This is a genomic window from Pseudomaricurvus sp. ABR4_320, from assembly GCF_056159445.1.
In genome coordinates this window covers 540,233-561,119 of sequence record NZ_JBSWVF010000002.1, presented here as the reverse complement: position 1 = coordinate 561,119, position 20,887 = coordinate 540,233, and the positions used below count along the sequence as shown (strand labels likewise).

The following is a 20,887-nucleotide window of genomic DNA, read 5'->3' as shown; positions in this document are numbered from 1 at the left end:
CGTCAGAATATTTCAGTGACCGTTGAGCTGGCCTCTCTTTGGGGTCGGCTCGTTTTATTAGGATAACCGTATGCCGTTTGTTTATCTCGCTCTCGAAGAAGGATTCCAACACGATCAGGTTTTTATCGAATGGAATGGCAAAACTCAAGAATATCAAGACATCACAACCAACTATTCCGCTGGCGTTGCCAAAGTCATTAAATTGGAAACCACCAAAGCCAACGAGCTGATTGTTATTTCTATTCCGGACAAAGCGTATTCATCTGATATCCCATTGCAATTGGATAGTGATATGACCGTATCTGTAAAGCTGACAGATGACGGTATGGAGATTACGACGTCGACAGGTATTAAGTCGTTTTTTTGACGTACTCGCTTCGAGTCTGCTAAGGTTTTACAGAACGAGAAGAGCCGATAAGAGCCCGTATAATCAATAAACCAATTACCGTAAATAATAGGTGATACTGAGTAAGCTTTAAAACGTTTAACATGAGCGCAGCGAGCAACATCCACACAAGCGGTAACACCAGCAAAAGTCCGCACCGCCATCCCTTAAAGAGCAACAATACCGCGCCAGAGGTTAAAATAGCCGTTGGCTCAGGATGCATGCCCGCCCATTCTAACTGGGAGATACCATTTCGCCCCAGAGAGCTGAGCAACGGCCAGAGTACGCCGGTCGCCAACAACAAATAGCCTGTGAATCGACCCAAGACGCTCAACTGATGGGGGTTATTCACGCTCCATTGACTCATTACGACAATACACAGCCCTTGAGCAGCACAGGCGAACGCAAAGTAATGACCAGCCCAGCTCACATGTCGATAGTAGTTATGAAAGAAATTCCAACCAACCCACAGCCATCCGGCGGCCAGTAGAAGACATGCTAATTGACGTTTTCCTGAAATAATGGCAAAGACGCACACACCGATGATTACCATCAAAAACAGATGCCAGGGCCAGAAGAGCTCGTTAGTGGCACTCAATAGCTGTAGATAGGTCTCTCGCGTATAGGGGATAAAATCCCCAATGGAATAGCTGAACAGATCGCCCATTACGACAAGCCGAGATCACCTATCATGCGTTGTCGCTGTCGTGTGTCGGGTAATGCCCCCTGCCCGGCCAACATATTTTCCTGCATATGATCGACACGACTTGTCGCAGGGATCGCGCAGGTTACAGCGGGATGGGATACCACAAATTTCAGTAAATATTCAGCCCAGGTGTGACAACCAAGTTCTTCAGTAGCCCATGCAGGAAGATCGGCAGAGGACTTCAGCGAGGCGATCAGCTCACCGCCAGCATAGGGGCGATTGGCGATCACCGCGATGCCTTTTTCTGCAGCTATGGGCAGTAGTCGCTGCTCGACATCACGCCGTGCGATGTTATACGTCAGCTGAACAAAATCGAGAGAGTGACTTTGCATAATGGTGGCAAGGTCTCCGTGACGGCGACCATGGGAGGTGGTCACGCCCACATAGCGCAGTTGGCCTTGGCGCTTCATTTCATTGAGATGTTCGAGATGCTCTTCCCACGACAGTAGGTTGTGCACCTGCATCAAATCAAATGTTTTGATCCCCCAGTCACCCGCCTGGGTGGCCACCGCTTTACTCGTAGCACCACCATCGCCAGTCCAGATTTTATCTGCGGAAAACAGAGGGGGCTCGCCGCCTAATTCTTCAAGTGCGTAACCTACAACTGAGGCCGAGGAGCCATACATGGGAGAGCTGTCGATCAATTCCCCGCCACCGTCAAAAAAGGCCTTTAGCACTTGGGTGCGCGCCTTTTTTAAACGTGGATCAAACCCCACATTAAAGGTCTGCCAAGTCCCCATACCAATGACCGCCAAAGTCTCACCACTGCTGGGAATCACTTTGCGTATGCCGTTCGTTACTGCTGGTTCCGAAATTGCGGGCATCATAGCGGTACTGGCGACGGTCGCACCAAGCAGCCTTAATGATTGACGCCGTGTCATTCTATTCATGCCCATGCGATTTATCCTCCCCATGACTGAGCAACGATGGTTGTAACAGCAAACTGCCTAACAAGAATAAAAACGTCAGTAAGACGAAAACTTTATTAATAAACCAATTGGTGCGCCAAATATCCCAGGTTGGCTCGGATAAAAAGAAGAAGAACTTACTGGATACGATTACAATTTCGGCCAGAGTGATCCCCCAAACCAATTCTTTGATATAACCCGGTAATCGAATCAGTGCCCAAGCCAACCAAAGGTGGGCAAGCGGCCAGAAATCCCAATAAACATGACTGAGTACAGGATCACCGTAGTGCAGCGCAAAGGCGATGGGAAACAGGTATTTAATGAACAGACTCCACATCGCCACAAAAATCAGCAGGTGTGCATACCACTGTCGAACGGCAGCAGAAGAGCGCTGATGGCATGTACTGCGAGATGAAGGAGACATAGATCGAAGGCTATCCAGCATGAATGGCCTTCGTCAAGAGTGCGGCTAGGGTAAAGGTAAGAATAACTGGATCGACAAAGCCAGTGCGACCCCCAGAATCACGGCCACAGGCCAGCGCAGAAAGGCCATGCCCTGCCAGCCTGCTTGCAGAAATGCACGACCCGAACTCATAGAATCCCGCGCTTTCGTTATTCGCAAGACCTGCAGATACACGCCGCTGAGCGCCAAACCACTGAGGAACACCCCAAAAATAAACCATAGCCAACGACTGATCCACCCCGCGAAGCTGCCGAAATGTAGGGGGTCGGCAGCCTCTGAGATGCGGGAATGAACATCTAACACCTCACCATTATGGACGGCCATTACGGCACCGGTTTCAGCCTCAAGAACAACCTGATTTGCCCTATCCCGAACCAGCACTGCCTGCGCCTGACCACGAAAGCGAATGAGAGGTTCATCAGGCCCCGGCAGTAGAATTTCTCGTATGGAGAGCTCGGGATACTCGGCCTTAGCAATCGCCAACAGCTCATCCAGTCGCTCCGGGCTCAATTCCGTATAGGGGGCGAGAACATGCCCCTGCGGCACATCGGCAGGAGACTCAGCTTTCAAGCCCCAATGCTCTAGAAAATACCAGACCCCGGTGATCACAATCAGCAACATAAACCACAAGGTCCAAATGCCGACAAAACGATGCAATTCGCCCCAGAACTGCCTTGCCTGACGATGCTTGTTTTTTCGGTCCGCGTCTTTGCGCCTGCTGCTTTTCTGGGGATCAAGTCGTAATTTGGGCAGGGCAAAGAATTTTCGATACCAGCCTTTGTAGATTTTCAGACTGCTGATCAAAGACACCAGAAGTGGAATACAGGTTAAACACACCAATGTCAAACCGAGAGAAATCGGCATCATCAGATGACGGTGCAACTGACGAAAAAAGCGTTGCCAATTATTCCAGGCGCCAACACCAGTAACGAAGCCGCGTGTAGGATCCAAATACACTCGCGAGCGATCCCCCTGCGGATCAACAAGAATGGCCTCTGCGTTAAGCCAGGATTCTGCTGGAAGAAACAGGCTATCAATCCGGCGCTCACCCTGCACGGATTGCGCTTGCCACAAATATTGCGACCAAGGTGCAGGGCTTGACCGCTCTGCGGGACTGGCACGTAATGCCGGATTAAACAACCAGTCTATATCGCGAGATACAGTAGCAAGCGTGCCTGTTATAAGAACAACGCACAGCAAGAGAGAAACCTGTAACCCCGCCCAACTGTGCAGCTCAAACCATTGACGTCTTTTCATCGGCGACTACAAGGATCCGAGACAATCAAAAGGTATAGGTCGCCTGCAACACGACTTGGCGCGGTGATCCAGGGAAATGACCATTGCGCTCGCTAAACCCACTGACCGCGTATTCTTCATCGGTCAAATTTGAAACGTTAACCTGCATGAGTAAATCCCGCCAAGTGGTCGACCAACTGGCGTCGAAAATGGTGTAGGGTTTGACGCGCTGGCCATCCAAACTCCATTGCTCGCTGACATAATCTACGCCTATGGCGAATGATGAATTAATGGCATCAAACGCATAACGAGTCCACAAGCCAGCCTGGTTGCGCGGGGCATTCGCAAACTGTGAGCCATCATCAAAGGTGTTGGTTAGCGTTTCACCATCAACGCCTTCGACAACCTTGGTTTCGTTGTAGGCGTAATTCGCGGTGACCGTCCAGCGGTCACTCAAATCCCCAACCAGTGTTAACTCAACACCTTCGCTTTTCACTTCGCCGAGGTTCAACAGTTGTGGCTCATTATCATCGGGACCGTTGTCGTTGGGATTGGTCATCGCAACATCTTCTTTGTTGATTTGATAAATCGCCAATGTCGTCAAGATTCGACCATCCAGCCACTTGTTTTTCATCCCGATCTCGACTTGATTGCCTGTTTCTGGATCGAGACTGCTGTCGCCTTCAACGCTTTCCTGATCCCCAATATCCGTCGGGTTAAAGCTCTCTGAAAAGTTGATATAAACACTGGTCGTATCAAGGGGTTTGTAGACCAAACCGGCGCGCGGACTGATGGCGCTATCGCTGTAGCTGTAACCATTCGCTTTCGCGAGGTCTTTAAAGTGGTCGTAACGAAAGCCCGCCAAGAGCTGCCATTGATCACTGAGTTCAATTTGGTCCTGAACATAACCACTGTATCTCTGTGATTCCGCGCCGGAGCCATCGAGATCTGACATAATGTAGGTAGCCGGGTCAGATAAACCATATTGTGGGTGGAAGATATTCAGATTTAGAACACCGTCGGATTCGTAACGGGCTCGATAATAGCGAAAATCCGTATCGACATCGTGAAAGTCACCGCCAAACAACAGTGTATGAGCCATGCCCCCTAAACTGAATTTGTAGACCAGATCCGTCGTAACACTGTATTCACGGTTGCTGCGATATTGCAGTCGATATTCCCGCTGAATGGTTTCATCAAGCGCATTCGCCTCGCCATCGCCATTGACGTCAATCCAGCTACGCGATTCGTGATATGCCTGCACCCTGTCATTGTCCATTGCACGCACGGTTGTGCTGATAGAGAGCACATCTGAGAAGCTGTGGTCGAGCGTGGCTTGCAGTACGGTCGCTTCCAAGTCCTGATAATCACCCGTTTCATTGGCGTTATAGGAGGGATCGACCAAAAAATTACCGCCGTCATCCACTGGCACTCCACGCAAGCGGTTGCCACCCAAGTTCTGCTTAATGTAGTCAAAGGTCGTGGTTAATTGGGTATCTACCCCCAATTCGAACAGTAACCCGCCAGCGACTTCGATATTTTCAGCATCGGCATTTTTACGAAAACTGTCCTCCCGCTCACCGAAGACACCAAAGCGATACGCGATGGTATCTGTCAGTCCTCCGGTAGCGTCCATTGAGGCGCCCAAAGTGTCGTAATCGCCGATGGTAAATCGAGTTTCGACCTGATCGGTAAATTGAGGCTTTTTCGTTACGTAATTGATCATTCCCCCAGGTTCACCACCGCCATACAAGGCCGCAGCTGGCCCTTTAAGAACTTCAACCCGATCCACATTAAAGAGTTGCGGAACCGCAAAGCCAGAATAAGGATCGCCGCGTACACCATCGTAGAAAACATTGCCGTCATCCCGGAACCCTCTAAACGTGACTCCGGAATAGCTGAATTCACTCACCCCCGCGATAGACCGATATAGATCGGTTACATCTCTGGCCGCCTGATCGACAATAAGCTGTTCCGTGAGTATCTGCGCTGACTGCGGTAAGTCCATGATGTCCGTATCGACCTTGGTGCCAATCTGCGATTCGGTCTCAAGATAAAACTTTTGCGCGCGGCCGGTAACGACAACCTCTTCCATAGAGTCAGAAGAGCTCTCGGCTGATGCCGATATTGATAGGACTGGTGAGACAAGAATGGCCAATTGGCCGATAAGAAAAGCTGTGCGCATAGGAAATAACCCGCCTATCAAAGATACCTCAATAAGCGGATCATTCTAACCTAAATGAGAATGGTTATCCATTTCATATTTGTGATAACTGAAGAGTCTCGCGACATGGGCCGCGTCAGCAGATTTAGAAGTAATAACCGAAATTGATGTTAAAGCGCATCAGCCACTCCTCCGCCTCGTTGGCGCCTAAACGATCACCATAGGGCGCTTCACCACCGACAAACTCATTGCCATTGGAATAGACGAGATCAGAGTATATGTACCATCCGCCTTTCGCCCAGGCAGCACCGGCAGTGATCAGCTCACTGTCGTTGAATCCGCTTTCTTCTTTAACAATAGAGCTGTACTCCAGGTAGGGTATGACATAGTCCAGCCAGGGAATTTCTTCGGTTTCGAGGTAGTAACTTAAAGAAACTGCGGGTATCCACCCTTCTGCCGCAGCTGTGCTCGGGAAATCATAGGCGCCCATCTGTACCAGGTTATCCACCCCGAGAGGTTGCTCACTATCGACGTCGAATTCAAAGTAGGTGAGCTGACTGGCAAGCGTGACGTTAGACCATTTGTTCACCATATGCACCGAGTAGGCTGACTGGCTGCCGTCATCCTGCGGCCCCTGGCTTTCTAACTCGCCATACTGAAGTGACACCCCCAGATCCGTCGCAATCTCTCCCTCAAAATGATTGATCGCTCGGAAGTTAAATTGATTACGCTCTTCATAACCGTCGCCACTTTCGTTGACGACATCATAGGAATAGCGGGCGCTGTCTTTTGACGTGCCGGTGTAGGTGCCCTCATCGGAGTAATAGTAGGCCACATCATAGCTTAGTGAACCGGCCTTACTGGAGTATTTAACGCCCAGATCCATATCGTCAGACAACCCCACATAGTAATGCTGATCGAAGAACCAGCTCTGAGAGATTCCGTAAGCACCAGGACCAAAGGGAACGCGATTCACACCAACTTGCAGCTGACTGTCTTCAGAAAAATTGTATCCCATCCAGCCGGTATGCAAAAAGTTGTAACCGTTATACCAGCGGTACTCCAGTTTGCCGACCCAATCGCCATTGGTGTAGTCCAGGTTTATGCGAAAGATATCCAAGTCAAAATTCCCGCCGTCGTCACTAGATCGAGACGCTCCACCGGTTTCTGCATAATCCCCAATGGCGTAATTCGCTCTGATCGCGCCACCAACTTTTAGCGAACCGCCACCCACGTTAAACACCATGTCATCGCTCGGCGCCTCTGCGACCTCTGCGTCAGTGACAGCAACCTCTTGCGTTTCCAGTTTCTCTTCCGCTTCGGCCAGCTGCTTCTTCAGGGACTCTATTTCTGCCTCAAGGTCTGCGCGAGACTCCTGAGCAACGGCAGCACCACTGGTTAAACCGCACAGCAACAAACTGTAGGCCATAGGTTTGAGTTTGTAGGGGGAACTATGGAAGGGTTTGAACATGACAATATCCTTGATGTCGTGTAATTGAAAATCGCTGCGCTTCGTACGCAAGCTAACAACAATATATTCTGGCGAAGTGAAGTAACTTTCGACCAAGGCACAGAACGCCTCAGACACCGTGTTTTCGGTTTACTGCCACCAGCATACACGCCACTGACAGCAGGCTGGCATAATCATGCAATACCAGTGATTGTCGTAAAACTTACTTTATTGTTACGCCCCTTTCGGGACAGATACCTTTAGACAGGCACATCCAACCACAAGCAATCCATGGTCAGCCGTTTACCTAAGGACGTTTTTACTCGGGAAATTACTCTCTGAAATGTGTACTACGCAGAAACTGATTTAGCAGTTTAACACGATGGGATAATTTTTTCGCTCGCCATCCAAGATTGGAAAATACCACCCGCTGCACGAGAATCATTGTTATTTAGTCACTTTTTTTGAAATTTTCCCCACGAATTCTCCGTGATTTTTGCAGTATCGCTAGCGATCACTTACCATATTCATCTTTCGCCTGCTCAAAGGCGCGCGTTATTTTCTGCATCAAATTATCACATCAGAGGGGAAAACCATCGGAGATGCCCGGTTCCCCCAGTTTAGGAGCAGCATTCGTGTCTGAAGATCTCTACGAAACGGACTATACCGTTGGACAGGACAATATCCGCCGGTGGGGTATGGATATCCACAATCCTGTCTTTCAAATTTCCGCCATATTGGTGCTTATTTTTGTTATAGGCACTTTGTTATTTCCCGGTGAGGCAAAAGGCGCTTTTGATGGCGCGAAAAATTGGTCGATTAATAATTTCGACTGGTTATTTGTTCTCGCAGGTAACATCTTTGTTATATTTTGTCTAGCATTGATCTGTCTTCCAGTCGGCAGCATCCGCCTCGGCGGAAAAGATGCCCAACCTGAATACACACTCATGTCCTGGTTTGCGATGTTATTTGCCGCCGGCATGGGTATCGGACTCATGTTCTGGGCTGTCGCTGAACCAACTGCTTATTATACCGGCTGGTATGGAACCCCTCTGGGTGTCGAAGCCAACACCCCAGAAGCCGTGGGTCTGGCGATGGGAGCCACCATGTTCCACTGGGGATTACACCCCTGGGCAATTTATGCGGTGGTAGGCCTCTCTCTAGCATTCTTTGCCTATAACAAAGATCTGCCTCTGACCATTCGCTCTGCTTTTTATCCCATCCTTCAAGATCGCTGCTGGGGATGGTTCGGCCATGTGATTGATATCGTCGCCGTTCTGGCAACCATCTTCGGTCTCGCAACCTCTCTTGGATTTGGCGCTCAACAAGCGGCAAGTGGATTACATTTCCTCTTTGGCATCTCCGCTGGCATCGGAACGCAGATCGTCGTTGTCACCTGTGTTACTGCTGTAGCAATTATTTCGGTCGTTCGTGGACTGGATGGTGGCGTTAAGATTTTGAGCAACATCAATATGCTACTGGCGCTGTTACTGATGCTGTTCGTCATTGTACTTGGCCAAGGCATGGGTTTCTTTGGCAGCACAATAACCACGGCAACGGATTACGTGGCCAACCTGATTCCATTAAGTAACTGGATGGGCCGCGACGATGAAACCTTTTATCACGGTTGGACTGTGTTCTACTGGGCCTGGTGGATTAGCTGGTCACCATTCGTCGGAATGTTCATCGCCAGAATTTCACGCGGCCGTACCGTGCGCCAATTTGTCTCCGCAGTATTACTTGTGCCAACCCTCGTAACAATCATTTGGATGACGGCCTTTGGTGATACCGCCTTACAACAGGTTCAAGCGCAGATTGGAGAACTGGCAAACGGTATTTCAGACGTTTCGTTGGCACTGTTTCAGATGTTAGAAAATCTTCCGCTGGCGTCCGTTACCTCCTTTATCGCCATCGTGCTGGTATTGGTGTTTTTCGTAACCTCTTCTGATTCTGGCTCACTGGTGATTGACAGCATCACAGCTGGCGGCAAGCTCGATGCACCGGTACCACAACGAATCTTCTGGGCTACCATGGAAGGCGTCATCGCCATCTCACTGTTGGTTGGCGGCGGCGCAGATGCCCTGGGTGCACTGCAGGCGGCGGCCATCACCGTTGGCTTACCCTTTTCACTGGTATTGCTTGTTATGTGTGTCGCGCTATATATGGGGCTGAATCACGAGCGAAAACAAGCCCTTAACCCATAATTTAACGCCACAATAAGCACTGATTTACTAAGTGCTCGGTCGATTGGTTTGCAGGACGAGTGCCTGCAAACCAATCGACCACTGCATAAACTGTTTAAACTAAACAGTTTCACTAACACTCCCCAAATATTTTCACCTAGGCGCGATTCACCTCCCCGACTGCATGGGGATTGCCACACCGTGTATTCATATTATTTCAATCGGTTTGTAACCTTCCTCTGGCGAGCTTTTTAAGAACTCGTTGACCCCCTATCTTTAAGTCGTTACTCTGTCCGACCTGCATCAGGTGCCTGATCGGCGTTTTTTGGGAAACGTCTGGATCAGGGTAAACGGGAAGAACGGTGCGCTGCGGAATAAATCTCAACCCAAGTTCCGACAGTTACTCCTTCGCTGCCCCCGCAACGGTAATCAGCACACACGCTGTTAGCCCGATACCGGCCTGCTGATGAGCTCTCATGCTTATCACACATGCAAGTCTTAAACGATGAAGCGGAGGGCTTCACGACGGTAAACGACCCTCGTTGAATTTTCGATCTACTGTAAAGATCGATCCTCCCTTATACGTTTGTTGATCTACTGCGACACGGAAGCGGAGGGCTTCGCAGCGCGTGCAATTCTGTTCCTGTCGTAAAACAGGGATGTCTGCTCGTCACTCCTCTTCGGTTTCGCGTTGAAAACGTTCGAGGATGACACTATGCACCCTTTTTCATACCGCCCACTGTCTTTAACCCTAGCCCTACTCGGCAATACTGTCCCCCACATTGCCCAGGCAGAGAAAGACACCCTTGAAATCATTGAAGTACACGGAGAGAGTACAGACCGAGCAGGTCTGGCTTTGGACGGCAACAACTCTGCGGCGAGCCGACTTGGAATCAGCTTACAAGACCTTCCGGCCAGCGCTTCGCTGATAAACAAGGAGTCGATTGCGGTAAAAGGCGATTACTCGGGACTATCGGCCGTCACTCGCAGCACGGGCTTTGCGTCCAGCGCCAGCCCTGGCAATGGCGGCACCTCCATGTCGGTGCGTGGCTTTAATGGCCATAGCTCTATCGTCAATACCTATGATGGCACGCGCCTGTATATTGGTGCTGGCACCGTCAGCTTTCCCGCCGACACTTGGACCCTCGAACGCATCGAGGTCTTGCGCGGACCGGGCTCAGTCGTGAACGGTATTGGCGCCATAGGTGCAACAGTAAATTATGTTCCTAAAAAGCCCAGGTTTACCGAACCCAGCCATGAAATACTGCTCGCTGCGGGCAGCGATAATTTACAACGCCTTGCAATCGGATCTGGCGGCCAACTGACAGATCAATTGGCCTATCGCATTGACGCTGTAAATCACTCAAGTGACGGATATGTCGATCGCGCGGAAGAAGAGCGCTCTGCCGCCGCCGGCAGCCTGCTGTTTACACCAGTGGACGACTTAAAACTCACTCTCAGCGTCGACTACGCCGACACAGAAGCGCCACCCTACTGGGGAACGCCGCTGGTCAATGGTCGCATTGAAAGCTCGATTCGGAAAAACAATTACAATATCGACGATGGACTTATCGAATACGAAGATCTCTGGCCGCGGCTTCTTGCCGAATGGAAAATCAGTCAAAACCTCCAACTACGAAGCGAATCCTATTATCTGACATCAGAGCGTCATTGGCGCAACGTCGAAAGCTACGACTACAACACAACCACCGGACTCGTCGACCGCTCCTCCTATTTGGAGATTCTTCACGAGCAAGAGCAATTGGGTAATCGCACGGATCTTTCGCTTGATCTTACGATCGGAGAAATGGATAACCGACTCAATTTTGGCTGGGAAGTCAATCAAATCGATTTCAGCCATATCAACAATTCGCCCTACACCGGCAGCACCAGTGTCGACCTATCAAATCCGGAACCCGGCCGCTGGGCAGATGGGGTCGAAAGCGAAACCACCCGTGACTATGATACAGAGACACAACAATACGCGTTTTTTATAGATAACCTTCTGAAAATTAACGACCAATGGCACTTGGTCACCGGCGTCCGACACGACCAGATTGACTATGAGCGCTCAGATTTGGCCCGCAGCAACGGCCAGGAAGCTGGCGATATTGATACAGATCTCTCTGGCACCAGCTGGCGCATTGGTAGCGTTTATAAACCAACTCATCAGTTAAGCTTTTACGCTCAATACAGTAAGGCTGTTGACTCAATTCAATCGTTACTCAGCGCAACAGATCCGACATTGAATCTGGCAGAAGGTAAACAAGTAGAATTTGGGGTTAAACATCAGCTTCTGGATGACAGACTTCAGTACACGTTGGCGGTATACGATATTTCCAAGTCTGATCTGATGAGCACTTATCCCAATGGCATTCAACGGCAGATTGGAAAACAGACGTCCCGCGGCATTGAAACAGAAATTTTTTTCCGAGCTTCTGACGCGCTAGATATCCAGTTTAACTGGGCATTCACTGATGCGGAGTACAAAGACTTTGTTAGCGGTTCAGATAATTATTCCGGCAACACGCCTCGCAATATTCCCGATCAAACAGCAAACCTTTGGATAAACTGGCAACTCTCGTCAGCATTGACGGTTAGCACTGGCGCTCGCTATGTGGCGGAACGTTATCTGGACGATGCCAACACCTTAGAGCTGCCAGACTACATAGCCTACGACGCCAATGTCCAATGGCAAGTCAGTGAAGCCATGCGCCTGTCCTTGATCGGAAAAAACCTAACAGATAACGAAGACTACGTGATGGCGCCCTACGGCAATCAATGGATTCTTGCCGATGGCCGTACCGTTGAAATTGCGGTCAATTACAGCTTCTAAATCACTGTTAGACGGGACTGAGATGTGAATATTCGCCGCTGGATTTACCTTTTACATCGTTGGCTGGGAATTGCGATGTGCCTGTTTATGGCAATGTGGTTTTTCAGCGGCATCGTTATGATGTATGTGGGCTTTCCGACGTTAACACCTCAAGAGCGGTTGTCCGGGTTGCCTGAATTGCGGCAATCTGATGTAAACATTACGCCCCAGCAGCTTTTGCAAAGCATGCCCTCTGACCTGAGAATCGCGGACTTCAAACTCACTTCGGTCATGGGGCGCCCCGCCTACATGGTAGAGACGCAGAACAAGCAATACTGGACGATGTTTGCCGATACGGGTGAGTTAGTGACATCGATTTCACCGCAGATTGCGCTAAGCTCAGCGAAGAACTTTGCACGCCAACAATCCATAAACCCTGAAAACATTCGCTTTCACCAACAGATATCGATGGATCAGTGGACGGTCTCAGGCAGCCTGCACAGTCATCGCCCTCTGTATAAAATCGATGTAAATGATGCAAAGAAAACACAGTTGTATATTTCGAGCAAGACGGGGCAAGTCGTTCGAGATACAAGTGCCCATGAACGGGTTTGGAATTGGCTGGGCGCCAATTTACACTGGATCTATCCGCTGCAACTTCGGCGCCATCCAGACGTTTGGCATTGGGTTATTGTCGGTATTTCGCTTCTCGGCCTAACATCGATTTTAACCGGCGCCTACGCAGGATTTCAGCGACTCAAACTGAAAAAACGTTATCGAGGAAAAGACGTATCACCCTATCGTGGTCAAATGAAATTGCATCATATCCTGGGACTTCTATTTCTGATTCCGCTAACCACCTATCTGTTCAGCGGGCTTATGTCCATGAACCCATGGCAACTTTTTACCGACGCCACGTCCTTTACAGAACAACAACAAAATTACACTCAAACACCTCTTATTCCTGAACTTCTAACAGATACCAAGGTTGCAGAAAACCTTACGATATTGACTATCCCAAAAGGTACGAGAGAAATTACTTGGTATTGGGTTAAAGGTAAAATTTACAGCTATGCTATCGACAGTAAGCTTACCAAAAAGCCGTTTATGACGACGAATGATCCATCAAACATTGCGTCGATCAAAAGCAGCGTCGATGCCATCATGGCACCCTACTCGAGCGTCGATTCTAAAATACTTACGGCCTACGACAGCTACTACTACTCACATCATGAACGATCGAAGCCTCTACCGGTGCTACGTTTAACATTCAATGATCCGGAAGAAACCTGGTTTCATATCGACATGACCACCGGCCAATTATTGGGGAGACTCACGGCAAATGCTCGACGGGAAAGATGGCTCTATAACGGCTTACACAGCCTAGATTTTCACTTTCTGATTTCTCATCGTCCGCTCTGGGATATTGTGGTCATAAGTTTGTGCTTGCTGGGTCTGACGTTTTCGACCAGCAGTCTTATTATTGGCTGGCGGCGCCTTCGCTTTAAGCGCGATCAAAAGAGACGGAAAGCCAAAATCGCGAAACATGCCGTACTCTAGTTGCTGCTTACATAAAGTTATACCAGTAAGCCGCGATACAATGCTTAGCAACAATACCAGAACCATCCAAGCGGGCTCGACGCAAAATCTTTTCTGTATCGGGTTTTCTTCGATGTACACTCATTGATATCGACGGGCTGGTAACGCTGTGGAATAGCGATATCCGGTCGATAACTCACTCATAAAATCGGTAATATTCACTCTATCATCGGGCTAATAGACGTTGTCCAACTCAGAGGTAATGTGTTTTACTCCTGTAAACGCTACTGACGAGGGAATGTCTATGGCCGACTTTTTACCTGCCTTTGAAGAAATGATAAAAAACGAGGGCGGCTTCGTTCTTCACGAAGTTTCGGGCGACAAGGGTGGCAAAACCTACGCGGGCATCGCCCACAACTTTCATCCTAACTGGCCAGGCTGGGCACTACTGGAAGCTAACCCGAACGATGCCAGAATTACCTCCATGGTGCGCGACTTCTACCGCGAGCATTATTGGGATAGCTTACTAGCCGATGAAATCGTGGCTCAAGCTATTGCAGAATCTCTGTTCGATTTTGCGGTGAATGCCGGTGTTCGCACGTCGACCAGACTTGCCCAACTGGTGTTAGAAGCAACACCGGACGGCATCATCGGCCCGATTACCATTGCCAAAATCAACGAAGCGCCTCCAGACTTGTTTGTATCGAACTTTGCTCTTGCCAAAATCGCCCGATATGCAGAAATCGTTCGGCGGGATGATTCGCAAAGAAAGTTTCTGCTGGGATGGATTAATCGGACTCTGGAGGCGTTAACGTGAATATTTTAGGCATTGGAACAGTCATTGATAGCGTCGGCAAAATTGCTGACGATCTGATCACCTCAAAGGAAGAGAAATTACAAATAGCTCTGCAGGAACGACAGCTCGATGTTCAATTACTGCATGGAAAAATTGAGACGAATCAGGTTGAAGCTCGCCATGGCAGTGTGTTTGTAGCCGGTTGGCGCCCCTTTATCGGATGGGTTGGTGGTATTGCCCTCGCCTACCAGTTTGTCATCTATCCACTGTTAATTTGGGCGTGGGCGTTGTTTCAGGCGATGGGAGTGGTTCCCTGCCACCTTGATGAAGCCATAGCGGCAGAAATGATCAAAACCCTGGGATCCCAGGCACAGACCGAGTGCACCTTTACGCCACCGCCACCACTTCCCGGTGACGCGCTGTTTGCCATTGTGACAGGCATGCTGGGTATCGGTGGTATGCGCAGTTTCGACAAACTGAAGAATACGGACACCAAACACGTTGACCGCAAGAAAAACTAAATGTGCGATCACCGACGAGAGTGTCCGTTAAGACGAGGATCAGCTGGCGGAGAAAGGTCCGGCGACCACGAAATCAGAAATCGGATTACGGGTACTGGGTACTTCTCGCTCCTTTAAAGCTTCTGGCAGCTGCTCCAACGGTGCACGCTTGCCAATCGCCATCGCCGCTTCCAAGCGGTGCCCCTCCGGAATGTTCAGGGCGGTTTGCGCTTGCTCAAAGAGTACGCCAGTCATACTGTGTGAGAAATAGCCCATTTCTGTCGCCTGAAGTGCCAGCAGCATGGCCGCAGCACCAGAATCATAACTATGACTGTGAGAGGGCTTAGCGGACTCGCCATCGCCAATCATCGACTTGGACACGACGAACACCAACGCGCCCGCATCCTTTGCCCACCCGGCATTAAATGGGATTAACTGTGAAAGGAATGTTTCCCAGTGACTGTCCCCATTTACCGCATAGAGAAAGCGCCAAGGTTGAGAATTGTAGGCAGACGGCGCCCAACTGGCCGCTTCAAACATAATCTGTAAATCGTCTTGAGGGACTGGGTTACCATCGAATGACCTTGGAGACCAGCGATCGAGAAAAAGCGCCGGGATCTGGGGGTTTGCTTGGCGGCTTGTCATGTTTACTCCTGAGGCTCAATAGCCAAGTAATGAAACTAACGACAGTATATCCCTGTCACGAGTCATCAAGCCACCGTTCGCCGCGCTGCAAAACTAACGACTTGCTCCCCAACACGAGCAAGCTGAGCACGGACGCTTTCATCGGTACAGACACCTTCAGAAAACAGACCAGATGCCGATCGGATACCAGCACCAAAAGGTGTTGGCCAGCCACGCAATGCATGAGCAATGGATCGCATTGTCGCCAGAGTTGAACCCGTTGCCTGCCAGCCATAAGCCGTAACGATCAGCCCTATTGGAAGCCCCTCCCAATAGGGTCGCTCATCCTTGGCAGTCTCTTCGCAATAATCGAGTGCGTTTTTCACCAACCCGGATATGGTGCCGTGATAGCCAGGACTGGCGAGAATAATGCCATCGGCTTCACGCAATGCGGCAATCATGTTTTGGGCAGTGGTCGAGTCTTTGGCGGCATTCCAATCGTAGTGAGGCAATGATGCCAATGCCTCGCCACCAAAGAGCTGTGTTCTAGCCCCGAGCGCTGCGGCCTCTGCCAGTGCGATATTGAGCGCTTGTTCTGTCGAGCTATTGGGAGACGTCGTACCACCTATCCCAACGATGGAGAGAGCTTTTGTCATAAATGATTCGGATTCCTAGTGGGCAATGCGAAAAGCCTGTGACCTGCGAGCAGGCTGGAAGCTAATCTTTCGAGGAACGACGGGTGATACCCATGCTGTTGCAAGAAGGCATGAATCAACCCCCGTCGCATCAAGGCAATATCAGGATTTGCCCTGTTGTTGGTCGTACTCGGCCACCTTCTGACGAATCAGAGGGATCAACGTCTCGCCAAACAGACGGACATCGTTAATAGTGTCAAAACCGTTTAACAGAAAGCGGTCGATACCTATGGCGTAATAGGCCAGTAACGAATCTGCGACCTGCTCAGCAGTCCCAACCAATGCGGTGGCGTGCAACCGTCCTTCCGTCGCTTTGGTAACGCCAGTCCACAGGCGTTCATCCTGACACTCACCTCTGGCAACCATTGCCAAGGTACTCAAAGTGCCACTGTCATCGGCTTCTTTTTCACGACCGATTTTACCCTGGGTCGCCTGATATTCTGTGACGGCTATTAAAACATCCGAGGCTTTGCTCCAGGCCTCTTCTTCAGTGTCACCAATGATGACCCGCATGGACATGGAGAAATCCGGATGGCGATCATGGCGCGCGGCCTCCGCACGAAAACGCTCTACCACCGCCTGTGTATTGGCAAGAGTATCTGGCCCGACGGCGTAGATATCCGCGCACTCAGCGCCCAACTCAACCGCCAATGGCGAGCTGCCGCCCCAGTAAATCGGAATATTCGCTTGCTGAGGCTTTACTTTGGCAAAGGCACCGTTGCAGCGATACCAATCACCTTCAAAATCAAATGGCGCTTCTGCCGCCCACGTGCGCTGTAAGACATCGACATATTCACGGCTACGGCGATACCGCTCTTCCTTCGTGTGATAATCCCCATCACCCTGCATTTCGATATCGCTGGCCCCGGTAATAATGTGGATACCAACACGCCCACCAGAGAGCTGATCAAGCGTGGCAAACATTCTGGCAGCCATGGTTGGAGCGATGAATCCCGGCCGATGAGCGACCATAAATTTCAGGGTGGATGTCACCGACGCCAGGTAGTTTGCAATCGCGAAGCCATCGGGCCAGGTTGCTGTCTGGCCAATTAAGATGCGATCGAACCCCGCCTCTTCATGAGCAATGGCATAATCGCGAATGAAATCGACATCCATTTGAGTATCCGAAGGACGCAACTCAGAGGCATCCGCAAAAAAATGCAAACCAACTATTTCACATGGCATAGTGTTCTCCTGAAATTAAAACGTGAGCAGTACTTGCTCGGCTAACGATTGCGATCCTGCAACCGTTGCCAGGATTCTCGTTCGAGCGACAACAATTGCTCAGCGTCTTGAGCTGGCTTGTCGAAAAACGCATTTTTCGGCCACAGCGACAGAGAATCCCAGGGCTCGTGTATTGGCGGCTGTAATTGAGCTAGAAAGTTCGCTGCTGGCTGCTCGCGCGCTTGTCGCAACGCAGCAACGTCAATCTCTGCAAGATGGATATCGCGATCCGCCGCGACACCGATCGACCTTCCTTGAAAATCATAGGCTTGAGGTTCTGGCGCGTTTTCAGCTGCGATGTTAGTCATCGCCAAGTAGACTTGGTTTTCAAACGCACGTGTACCACGCACCAACTCCGCTCCTGGCCTGCCCAGATAATCCACACCGACGACCGAAGCAATCGGATTTAAAATCACCTCTGCGCCCTTGAGCGCCAAGGCTCGAATCGCCTCTGGCCAATGGACTTCCGCACCAATTGCAAGACCAAGCTTTCCTAAAGGAGTATCGAGGACAGGGAAAAACGCATCGGCACCAAAGGTATCTACAAAACGATCATAAACATCGATGGGACTGGTTCGCATCGACATCGCATAATTTTTGCGATGCACAATCCCCACGCCACCCTCAGGGTTAAAAATGGCCGCAGATAAAAAGTGCCGGTCAGGAAAAGCGTTATGTCGCTCTGCGGCTTGCAGTACGACATAGACATTTTCCTTTTCGGCCGCTTGTCGCAGCCGAGCCAGCTCGGCACCAGAAAACGAAACCGAGGCTTCCACCCACGATGAACCATCAACCATCGCGTAGCCCGTCAACGCAAATTGCGGGAACACGACAATCTTTGCTTGATGTACGTTTGCTGCACGACGAATCATCTTGCAATAAACATCAATATTGGCGTTTAGCCGTTGAGGATCCGGTCGTCCTGCATCGTCAAAAATGACCTCCGTTTCCGGACGGCAAAGCGCGACAAAGTACGGAAGGACATCTTGCTCGGACATCATCGCTTACGCCGATTGCGTGGCAAGTGTAGAACCGGACTCGAGCGCAATTTTTCTTCGCAGCAGCGGCACAAGCTCGCGACCAATAATTGCAGCATCTTCATCCTGATTCGGCCCACGTAACAGGAACCGCTGAATGCCCAGGCGCCGATACTCCATTAAGCTGTCAGCGATCTGCTCGGCTGTACCGACCAAAACACTGTTGTTGCCCCGACCTTTAAATGCTTTGTTTAGTCCGGTCCACAGACAGCGGTCCAAACGCTCGCCTTCTTTACTGCGCTCAAGCATACGCTGAAAGGCGCCCGCAGCAGGTTTGTCGTCTGCCTTTTCGTGGTGATTGGTAATGGCCCCATGACCGCCGGATTCCATTTGAGACACCACCTTGCCGTACAGCTTTTCTGCTTTAGACCAAGCGGCGTCTTCTGTCTCACCCACCAATATCACGATGGTCATTAATACGCTTATCTCTCGCCCATACCGCTCGGCTGCCGCATGCGCTTTACTCGCCAATTCACCGGCTCCCGCAAAGGTATCGCCACCAAGTGCATAGACATCGGCACACTTACCACACAAATCCAAAGCGAGATCCGACGTACCGCCCCAATACACAGGAACAGCACCTTTGGACGGCCGAACCATGGAATAGGCGCCACGAAATTTATAAAACTCGCCGTCAAAATCAAAAGGTTCTTCTGCAGCCCATACCTTGCGCATCACATCAACATATTCTGCGGCAATGTGATAGCGCTCTTCTTTGGTATTAAAAAGCCCATCCGCCTGTACTTCTCTATCATCCGCACCGGCAATAATGTGTACCGCAGCGCGACCTTCACTCAAACGATCCAGTGTTGCAAGATGTCTTGCGGCTGTTGTTGGCGGGACGACACCCGGACGATGCGCCAGCATAAAACCTAATTTAGAGGTAACCGCTGAAAGATGAGATCCAATAATAAAGCTCTCCGGCATGGTCGCGGTGTTGGCAATCAAAACACGATCATAACCTGCGGCTTCCTGACTCAGAGCAGAGCGACGAATATACTCCGGATCAAAATCCAGTTCAGAAGGCGGCTCACCAACCGCCGCTGGCCTATGGTTAACCAGGCCAACGAACTCAATATCGGTGTTGTCTCCTGTTTTCATAATTGTCCCCTGTCATCCTTCAGACGTTAAAAATTCAGAATAGAATTTAAGCAATAGAATTTCTAGATCAAATTGCCAATAGGCTATACGATAGACGTATAGCAATTACACACCTGACAGCTAACTGTCTTTTAATTTTTTTCATAAACTTTTTGCCGGAAATATTATGGACATACGCCAACTGCGCCGTTTCGTTACCATCGCCGAACTCGGCAGTTTTAATAAAGCCGCAGATCAACTTGCCGTCTCACAACCCTCTCTCAGCAGAAGTATCACCATGTTAGAAGATACGCTTGACGTAAAACTTTTTGAGCGTGGCGCACGAGGGATTGAACTAACACCTGCAGGCAAAGAACTTCTGCCGCACGCGCGCGTGATTCTCAACGAACGAGATAACGCCATGTCTGCCATTAATGGTCTTCGACAAGTGCGCGAAGAGTGTATCGCCATCGGAACCGAACCCATGTTTGCAATGCATCGACTTCCCCTTGCACTAGCACATATGTTTAATCATCACCCCAACATACAAATCACCGTTCAAGAAGGCACCCTCAATGACATGCTCGATCAAGTACGTGATGGCAGTCTGCGATTGGTACTTGGATCAAAAGCTCCGTATTTAAAACTGGACGGAATCTCTTTTGAGCAACTCAGCATGGAAGGCGCCAGCGTTTTAATGAGCGCACAACACCCTCTTGCCAAGAAAGAAAACCCTACGCTTAAAGAACTTTCTGACGCACGCTGGATCGTACCGACCAATACCACGTTAATGCAGGGCTGGACACAAATGTTCCAATCCCATGATGTCGATGTTCCGACAATTGCATTGCGCACGTCATCTCTGCTACTCACCAAAAGCTGCCTTCTGTACAGCGAGCTTGTTTCTATGGGCAATCACGAAGATTACGCAGAGGACATTGCCGCTGGAAAATTGGTTCGCATGGATTTCGGAACTTCAGGTTACGAGCGCCCAGCAGGTATCTTCTGGCGCTCGGAAGCGGTTCTGTCACGTACCGAAAAAACCCTGATAAAAACCCTCTGTAACATCTGCCAGTAATGTT

18 protein-coding genes and 1 riboswitch are annotated in these 20,887 nt (G+C 50.0%); of the genes, 7 read left to right on the top strand and 11 right to left on the bottom strand.

All coding sequences use genetic code 11. The annotated features are described in order from the left end of the window. The first annotated feature begins 70 nt into the window (after window positions 1-70). Window positions 71-367, top strand: a complete 297-nt coding sequence (locus tag ACXAFR_RS05675) for a hypothetical protein (RefSeq protein ID WP_475173508.1) — start codon at window positions 71-73, stop codon at window positions 365-367. 19 nt (window positions 368-386) lie between these two features. On the opposite strand, the gene ACXAFR_RS05670 is transcribed toward ACXAFR_RS05675, so the two are convergent. From ACXAFR_RS05670 to ACXAFR_RS05645, 6 genes are all read right to left on the bottom strand, one after another. Next, window positions 387-1,052 (bottom strand): hypothetical protein, encoded by a 666-nt coding sequence (locus tag ACXAFR_RS05670; RefSeq protein ID WP_475173505.1) that lies wholly within the window; start codon window positions 1,050-1,052, stop codon window positions 387-389. Next, on the bottom strand, window positions 1,052-1,981 hold the full coding sequence (locus ACXAFR_RS05665) for an aldo/keto reductase (protein WP_475173503.1): 930 nt from the start codon (window positions 1,979-1,981) through the stop codon (window positions 1,052-1,054). Before ACXAFR_RS05665 ends, ACXAFR_RS05670 begins: the two co-directional genes overlap by 1 nt. Continuing rightward, window positions 1,974-2,423: a hypothetical protein gene (locus ACXAFR_RS05660; protein WP_475173496.1), complete on the bottom strand. Its 450-nt coding sequence runs from the start codon at window positions 2,421-2,423 to the stop codon at window positions 1,974-1,976. The genes ACXAFR_RS05665 and ACXAFR_RS05660 overlap by 8 nt, the downstream gene beginning before the upstream one ends. A 45-nt stretch (window positions 2,424-2,468) precedes the next feature. Continuing rightward, window positions 2,469-3,719 (bottom strand): PepSY-associated TM helix domain-containing protein, encoded by a 1,251-nt coding sequence (locus ACXAFR_RS05655; RefSeq protein WP_475173493.1) that lies wholly within the window; start codon window positions 3,717-3,719, stop codon window positions 2,469-2,471. Between the two features lie 25 nt (window positions 3,720-3,744). Then, window positions 3,745-5,883: a TonB-dependent siderophore receptor gene (locus ACXAFR_RS05650; protein WP_475173490.1), complete on the bottom strand. Its 2,139-nt coding sequence runs from the start codon at window positions 5,881-5,883 to the stop codon at window positions 3,745-3,747. 124 nt (window positions 5,884-6,007) lie between these two features. Then, complete coding sequence (locus ACXAFR_RS05645; protein ID WP_475173486.1) at window positions 6,008-7,333, bottom strand: PspA/IM30 family protein; 1,326 nt, start codon at window positions 7,331-7,333, stop codon at window positions 6,008-6,010. A 614-nt stretch (window positions 7,334-7,947) separates the two neighbouring features. Between ACXAFR_RS05645 and ACXAFR_RS05640 the strand changes: the two genes are divergently transcribed. From ACXAFR_RS05640 to ACXAFR_RS05620, 5 genes are all read left to right on the top strand, one after another. Further along, complete coding sequence (locus ACXAFR_RS05640; RefSeq protein ID WP_475173483.1) at window positions 7,948-9,516, top strand: BCCT family transporter; 1,569 nt, start codon at window positions 7,948-7,950, stop codon at window positions 9,514-9,516. Window positions 9,517-9,783: 267 nt separating this feature from the next. After that, window positions 9,784-9,973: riboswitch (cobalamin riboswitch) on the top strand. A 237-nt stretch (window positions 9,974-10,210) separates the two neighbouring features. Further along, window positions 10,211-12,331, top strand: coding sequence for a TonB-dependent receptor (locus ACXAFR_RS05635; protein WP_475173480.1), 2,121 nt, complete (start codon window positions 10,211-10,213; stop codon window positions 12,329-12,331). Window positions 12,332-12,355: 24 nt separating this feature from the next. After that, window positions 12,356-13,870, top strand: a complete 1,515-nt coding sequence (locus ACXAFR_RS05630) for a PepSY domain-containing protein (protein ID WP_475173477.1) — start codon at window positions 12,356-12,358, stop codon at window positions 13,868-13,870. Between the two features lie 283 nt (window positions 13,871-14,153). After that, window positions 14,154-14,666, top strand: a complete 513-nt coding sequence (locus tag ACXAFR_RS05625) for a glycoside hydrolase family 108 protein (protein WP_475173475.1) — start codon at window positions 14,154-14,156, stop codon at window positions 14,664-14,666. Next, window positions 14,663-15,166: a holin family protein gene (locus ACXAFR_RS05620; RefSeq protein WP_475173470.1), complete on the top strand. Its 504-nt coding sequence runs from the start codon at window positions 14,663-14,665 to the stop codon at window positions 15,164-15,166. Before ACXAFR_RS05625 ends, ACXAFR_RS05620 begins: the two co-directional genes overlap by 4 nt. 39 nt (window positions 15,167-15,205) lie before the next feature. On the opposite strand, the gene ACXAFR_RS05615 is transcribed toward ACXAFR_RS05620, so the two are convergent. The 5 genes from ACXAFR_RS05615 to ACXAFR_RS05595 all read right to left on the bottom strand — a co-directional run bounded on the left by ACXAFR_RS05615 (window position 15,206) and on the right by ACXAFR_RS05595 (window position 19,826). Continuing rightward, the gene (locus tag ACXAFR_RS05615; RefSeq protein WP_475173467.1) at window positions 15,206-15,790 is read right to left on the bottom strand and encodes a nitroreductase family protein; all 585 of its coding nucleotides are present in this window, start codon (window positions 15,788-15,790) and stop codon (window positions 15,206-15,208) included. Window positions 15,791-15,855: 65 nt separating this feature from the next. Beyond that, complete coding sequence (locus tag ACXAFR_RS05610; RefSeq protein ID WP_475173464.1) at window positions 15,856-16,425, bottom strand: NADPH-dependent FMN reductase; 570 nt, start codon at window positions 16,423-16,425, stop codon at window positions 15,856-15,858. Window positions 16,426-16,566: 141 nt separating this feature from the next. Further along, window positions 16,567-17,649 (bottom strand): LLM class flavin-dependent oxidoreductase, encoded by a 1,083-nt coding sequence (locus ACXAFR_RS05605; protein ID WP_475173461.1) that lies wholly within the window; start codon window positions 17,647-17,649, stop codon window positions 16,567-16,569. Window positions 17,650-17,690: 41 nt separating this feature from the next. Then, entirely contained in the window at window positions 17,691-18,689 is a 999-nt protein-coding gene (locus tag ACXAFR_RS05600; RefSeq protein WP_475173458.1) for a nitrilase-related carbon-nitrogen hydrolase, read from the bottom strand. A 3-nt stretch (window positions 18,690-18,692) separates the two neighbouring features. Continuing rightward, complete coding sequence (locus ACXAFR_RS05595) at window positions 18,693-19,826, bottom strand: LLM class flavin-dependent oxidoreductase (protein ID WP_475173454.1); 1,134 nt, start codon at window positions 19,824-19,826, stop codon at window positions 18,693-18,695. 166 nt (window positions 19,827-19,992) lie between these two features. Between ACXAFR_RS05595 and ACXAFR_RS05590 the strand changes: the two genes are divergently transcribed. Then, complete coding sequence (locus ACXAFR_RS05590) at window positions 19,993-20,883, top strand: LysR family transcriptional regulator (RefSeq protein ID WP_475173451.1); 891 nt, start codon at window positions 19,993-19,995, stop codon at window positions 20,881-20,883. Window positions 20,884-20,887: the final 4 nt, after the last annotated feature.

Bases quoted from the DNA above. Each gene is read 5' to 3' on its own strand.
- ACXAFR_RS05675 (WP_475173508.1), top strand. From the start codon at position 71: ATGCCGTTTGTTTATCTCGCTCTCGAAGAAGGATTCCAACACGATCAG.
- ACXAFR_RS05670 (WP_475173505.1), bottom strand. From the start codon at position 1,052: ATGGGCGATCTGTTCAGCTATTCCATTGGGGATTTTATCCCCTATACG.
- ACXAFR_RS05665 (WP_475173503.1), bottom strand. From the start codon at position 1,981: ATGAATAGAATGACACGGCGTCAATCATTAAGGCTGCTTGGTGCGACC.
- ACXAFR_RS05660 (WP_475173496.1), bottom strand. From the start codon at position 2,423: ATGTCTCCTTCATCTCGCAGTACATGCCATCAGCGCTCTTCTGCTGCC.
- ACXAFR_RS05655 (WP_475173493.1), bottom strand. From the start codon at position 3,719: ATGAAAAGACGTCAATGGTTTGAGCTGCACAGTTGGGCGGGGTTACAG.
- ACXAFR_RS05650 (WP_475173490.1), bottom strand. From the start codon at position 5,883: ATGCGCACAGCTTTTCTTATCGGCCAATTGGCCATTCTTGTCTCACCA.
- ACXAFR_RS05645 (WP_475173486.1), bottom strand. From the start codon at position 7,333: ATGTTCAAACCCTTCCATAGTTCCCCCTACAAACTCAAACCTATGGCC.
- ACXAFR_RS05635 (WP_475173480.1), top strand. From the start codon at position 10,211: ATGCACCCTTTTTCATACCGCCCACTGTCTTTAACCCTAGCCCTACTC.
- ACXAFR_RS05625 (WP_475173475.1), top strand. From the start codon at position 14,154: ATGGCCGACTTTTTACCTGCCTTTGAAGAAATGATAAAAAACGAGGGC.
- ACXAFR_RS05615 (WP_475173467.1), bottom strand. From the start codon at position 15,790: ATGACAAGCCGCCAAGCAAACCCCCAGATCCCGGCGCTTTTTCTCGAT.
- ACXAFR_RS05610 (WP_475173464.1), bottom strand. From the start codon at position 16,425: ATGACAAAAGCTCTCTCCATCGTTGGGATAGGTGGTACGACGTCTCCC.
- ACXAFR_RS05605 (WP_475173461.1), bottom strand. From the start codon at position 17,649: ATGCCATGTGAAATAGTTGGTTTGCATTTTTTTGCGGATGCCTCTGAG.
- ACXAFR_RS05600 (WP_475173458.1), bottom strand. From the start codon at position 18,689: ATGATGTCCGAGCAAGATGTCCTTCCGTACTTTGTCGCGCTTTGCCGT.
- ACXAFR_RS05595 (WP_475173454.1), bottom strand. From the start codon at position 19,826: ATGAAAACAGGAGACAACACCGATATTGAGTTCGTTGGCCTGGTTAAC.
- ACXAFR_RS05590 (WP_475173451.1), top strand. From the start codon at position 19,993: ATGGACATACGCCAACTGCGCCGTTTCGTTACCATCGCCGAACTCGGC.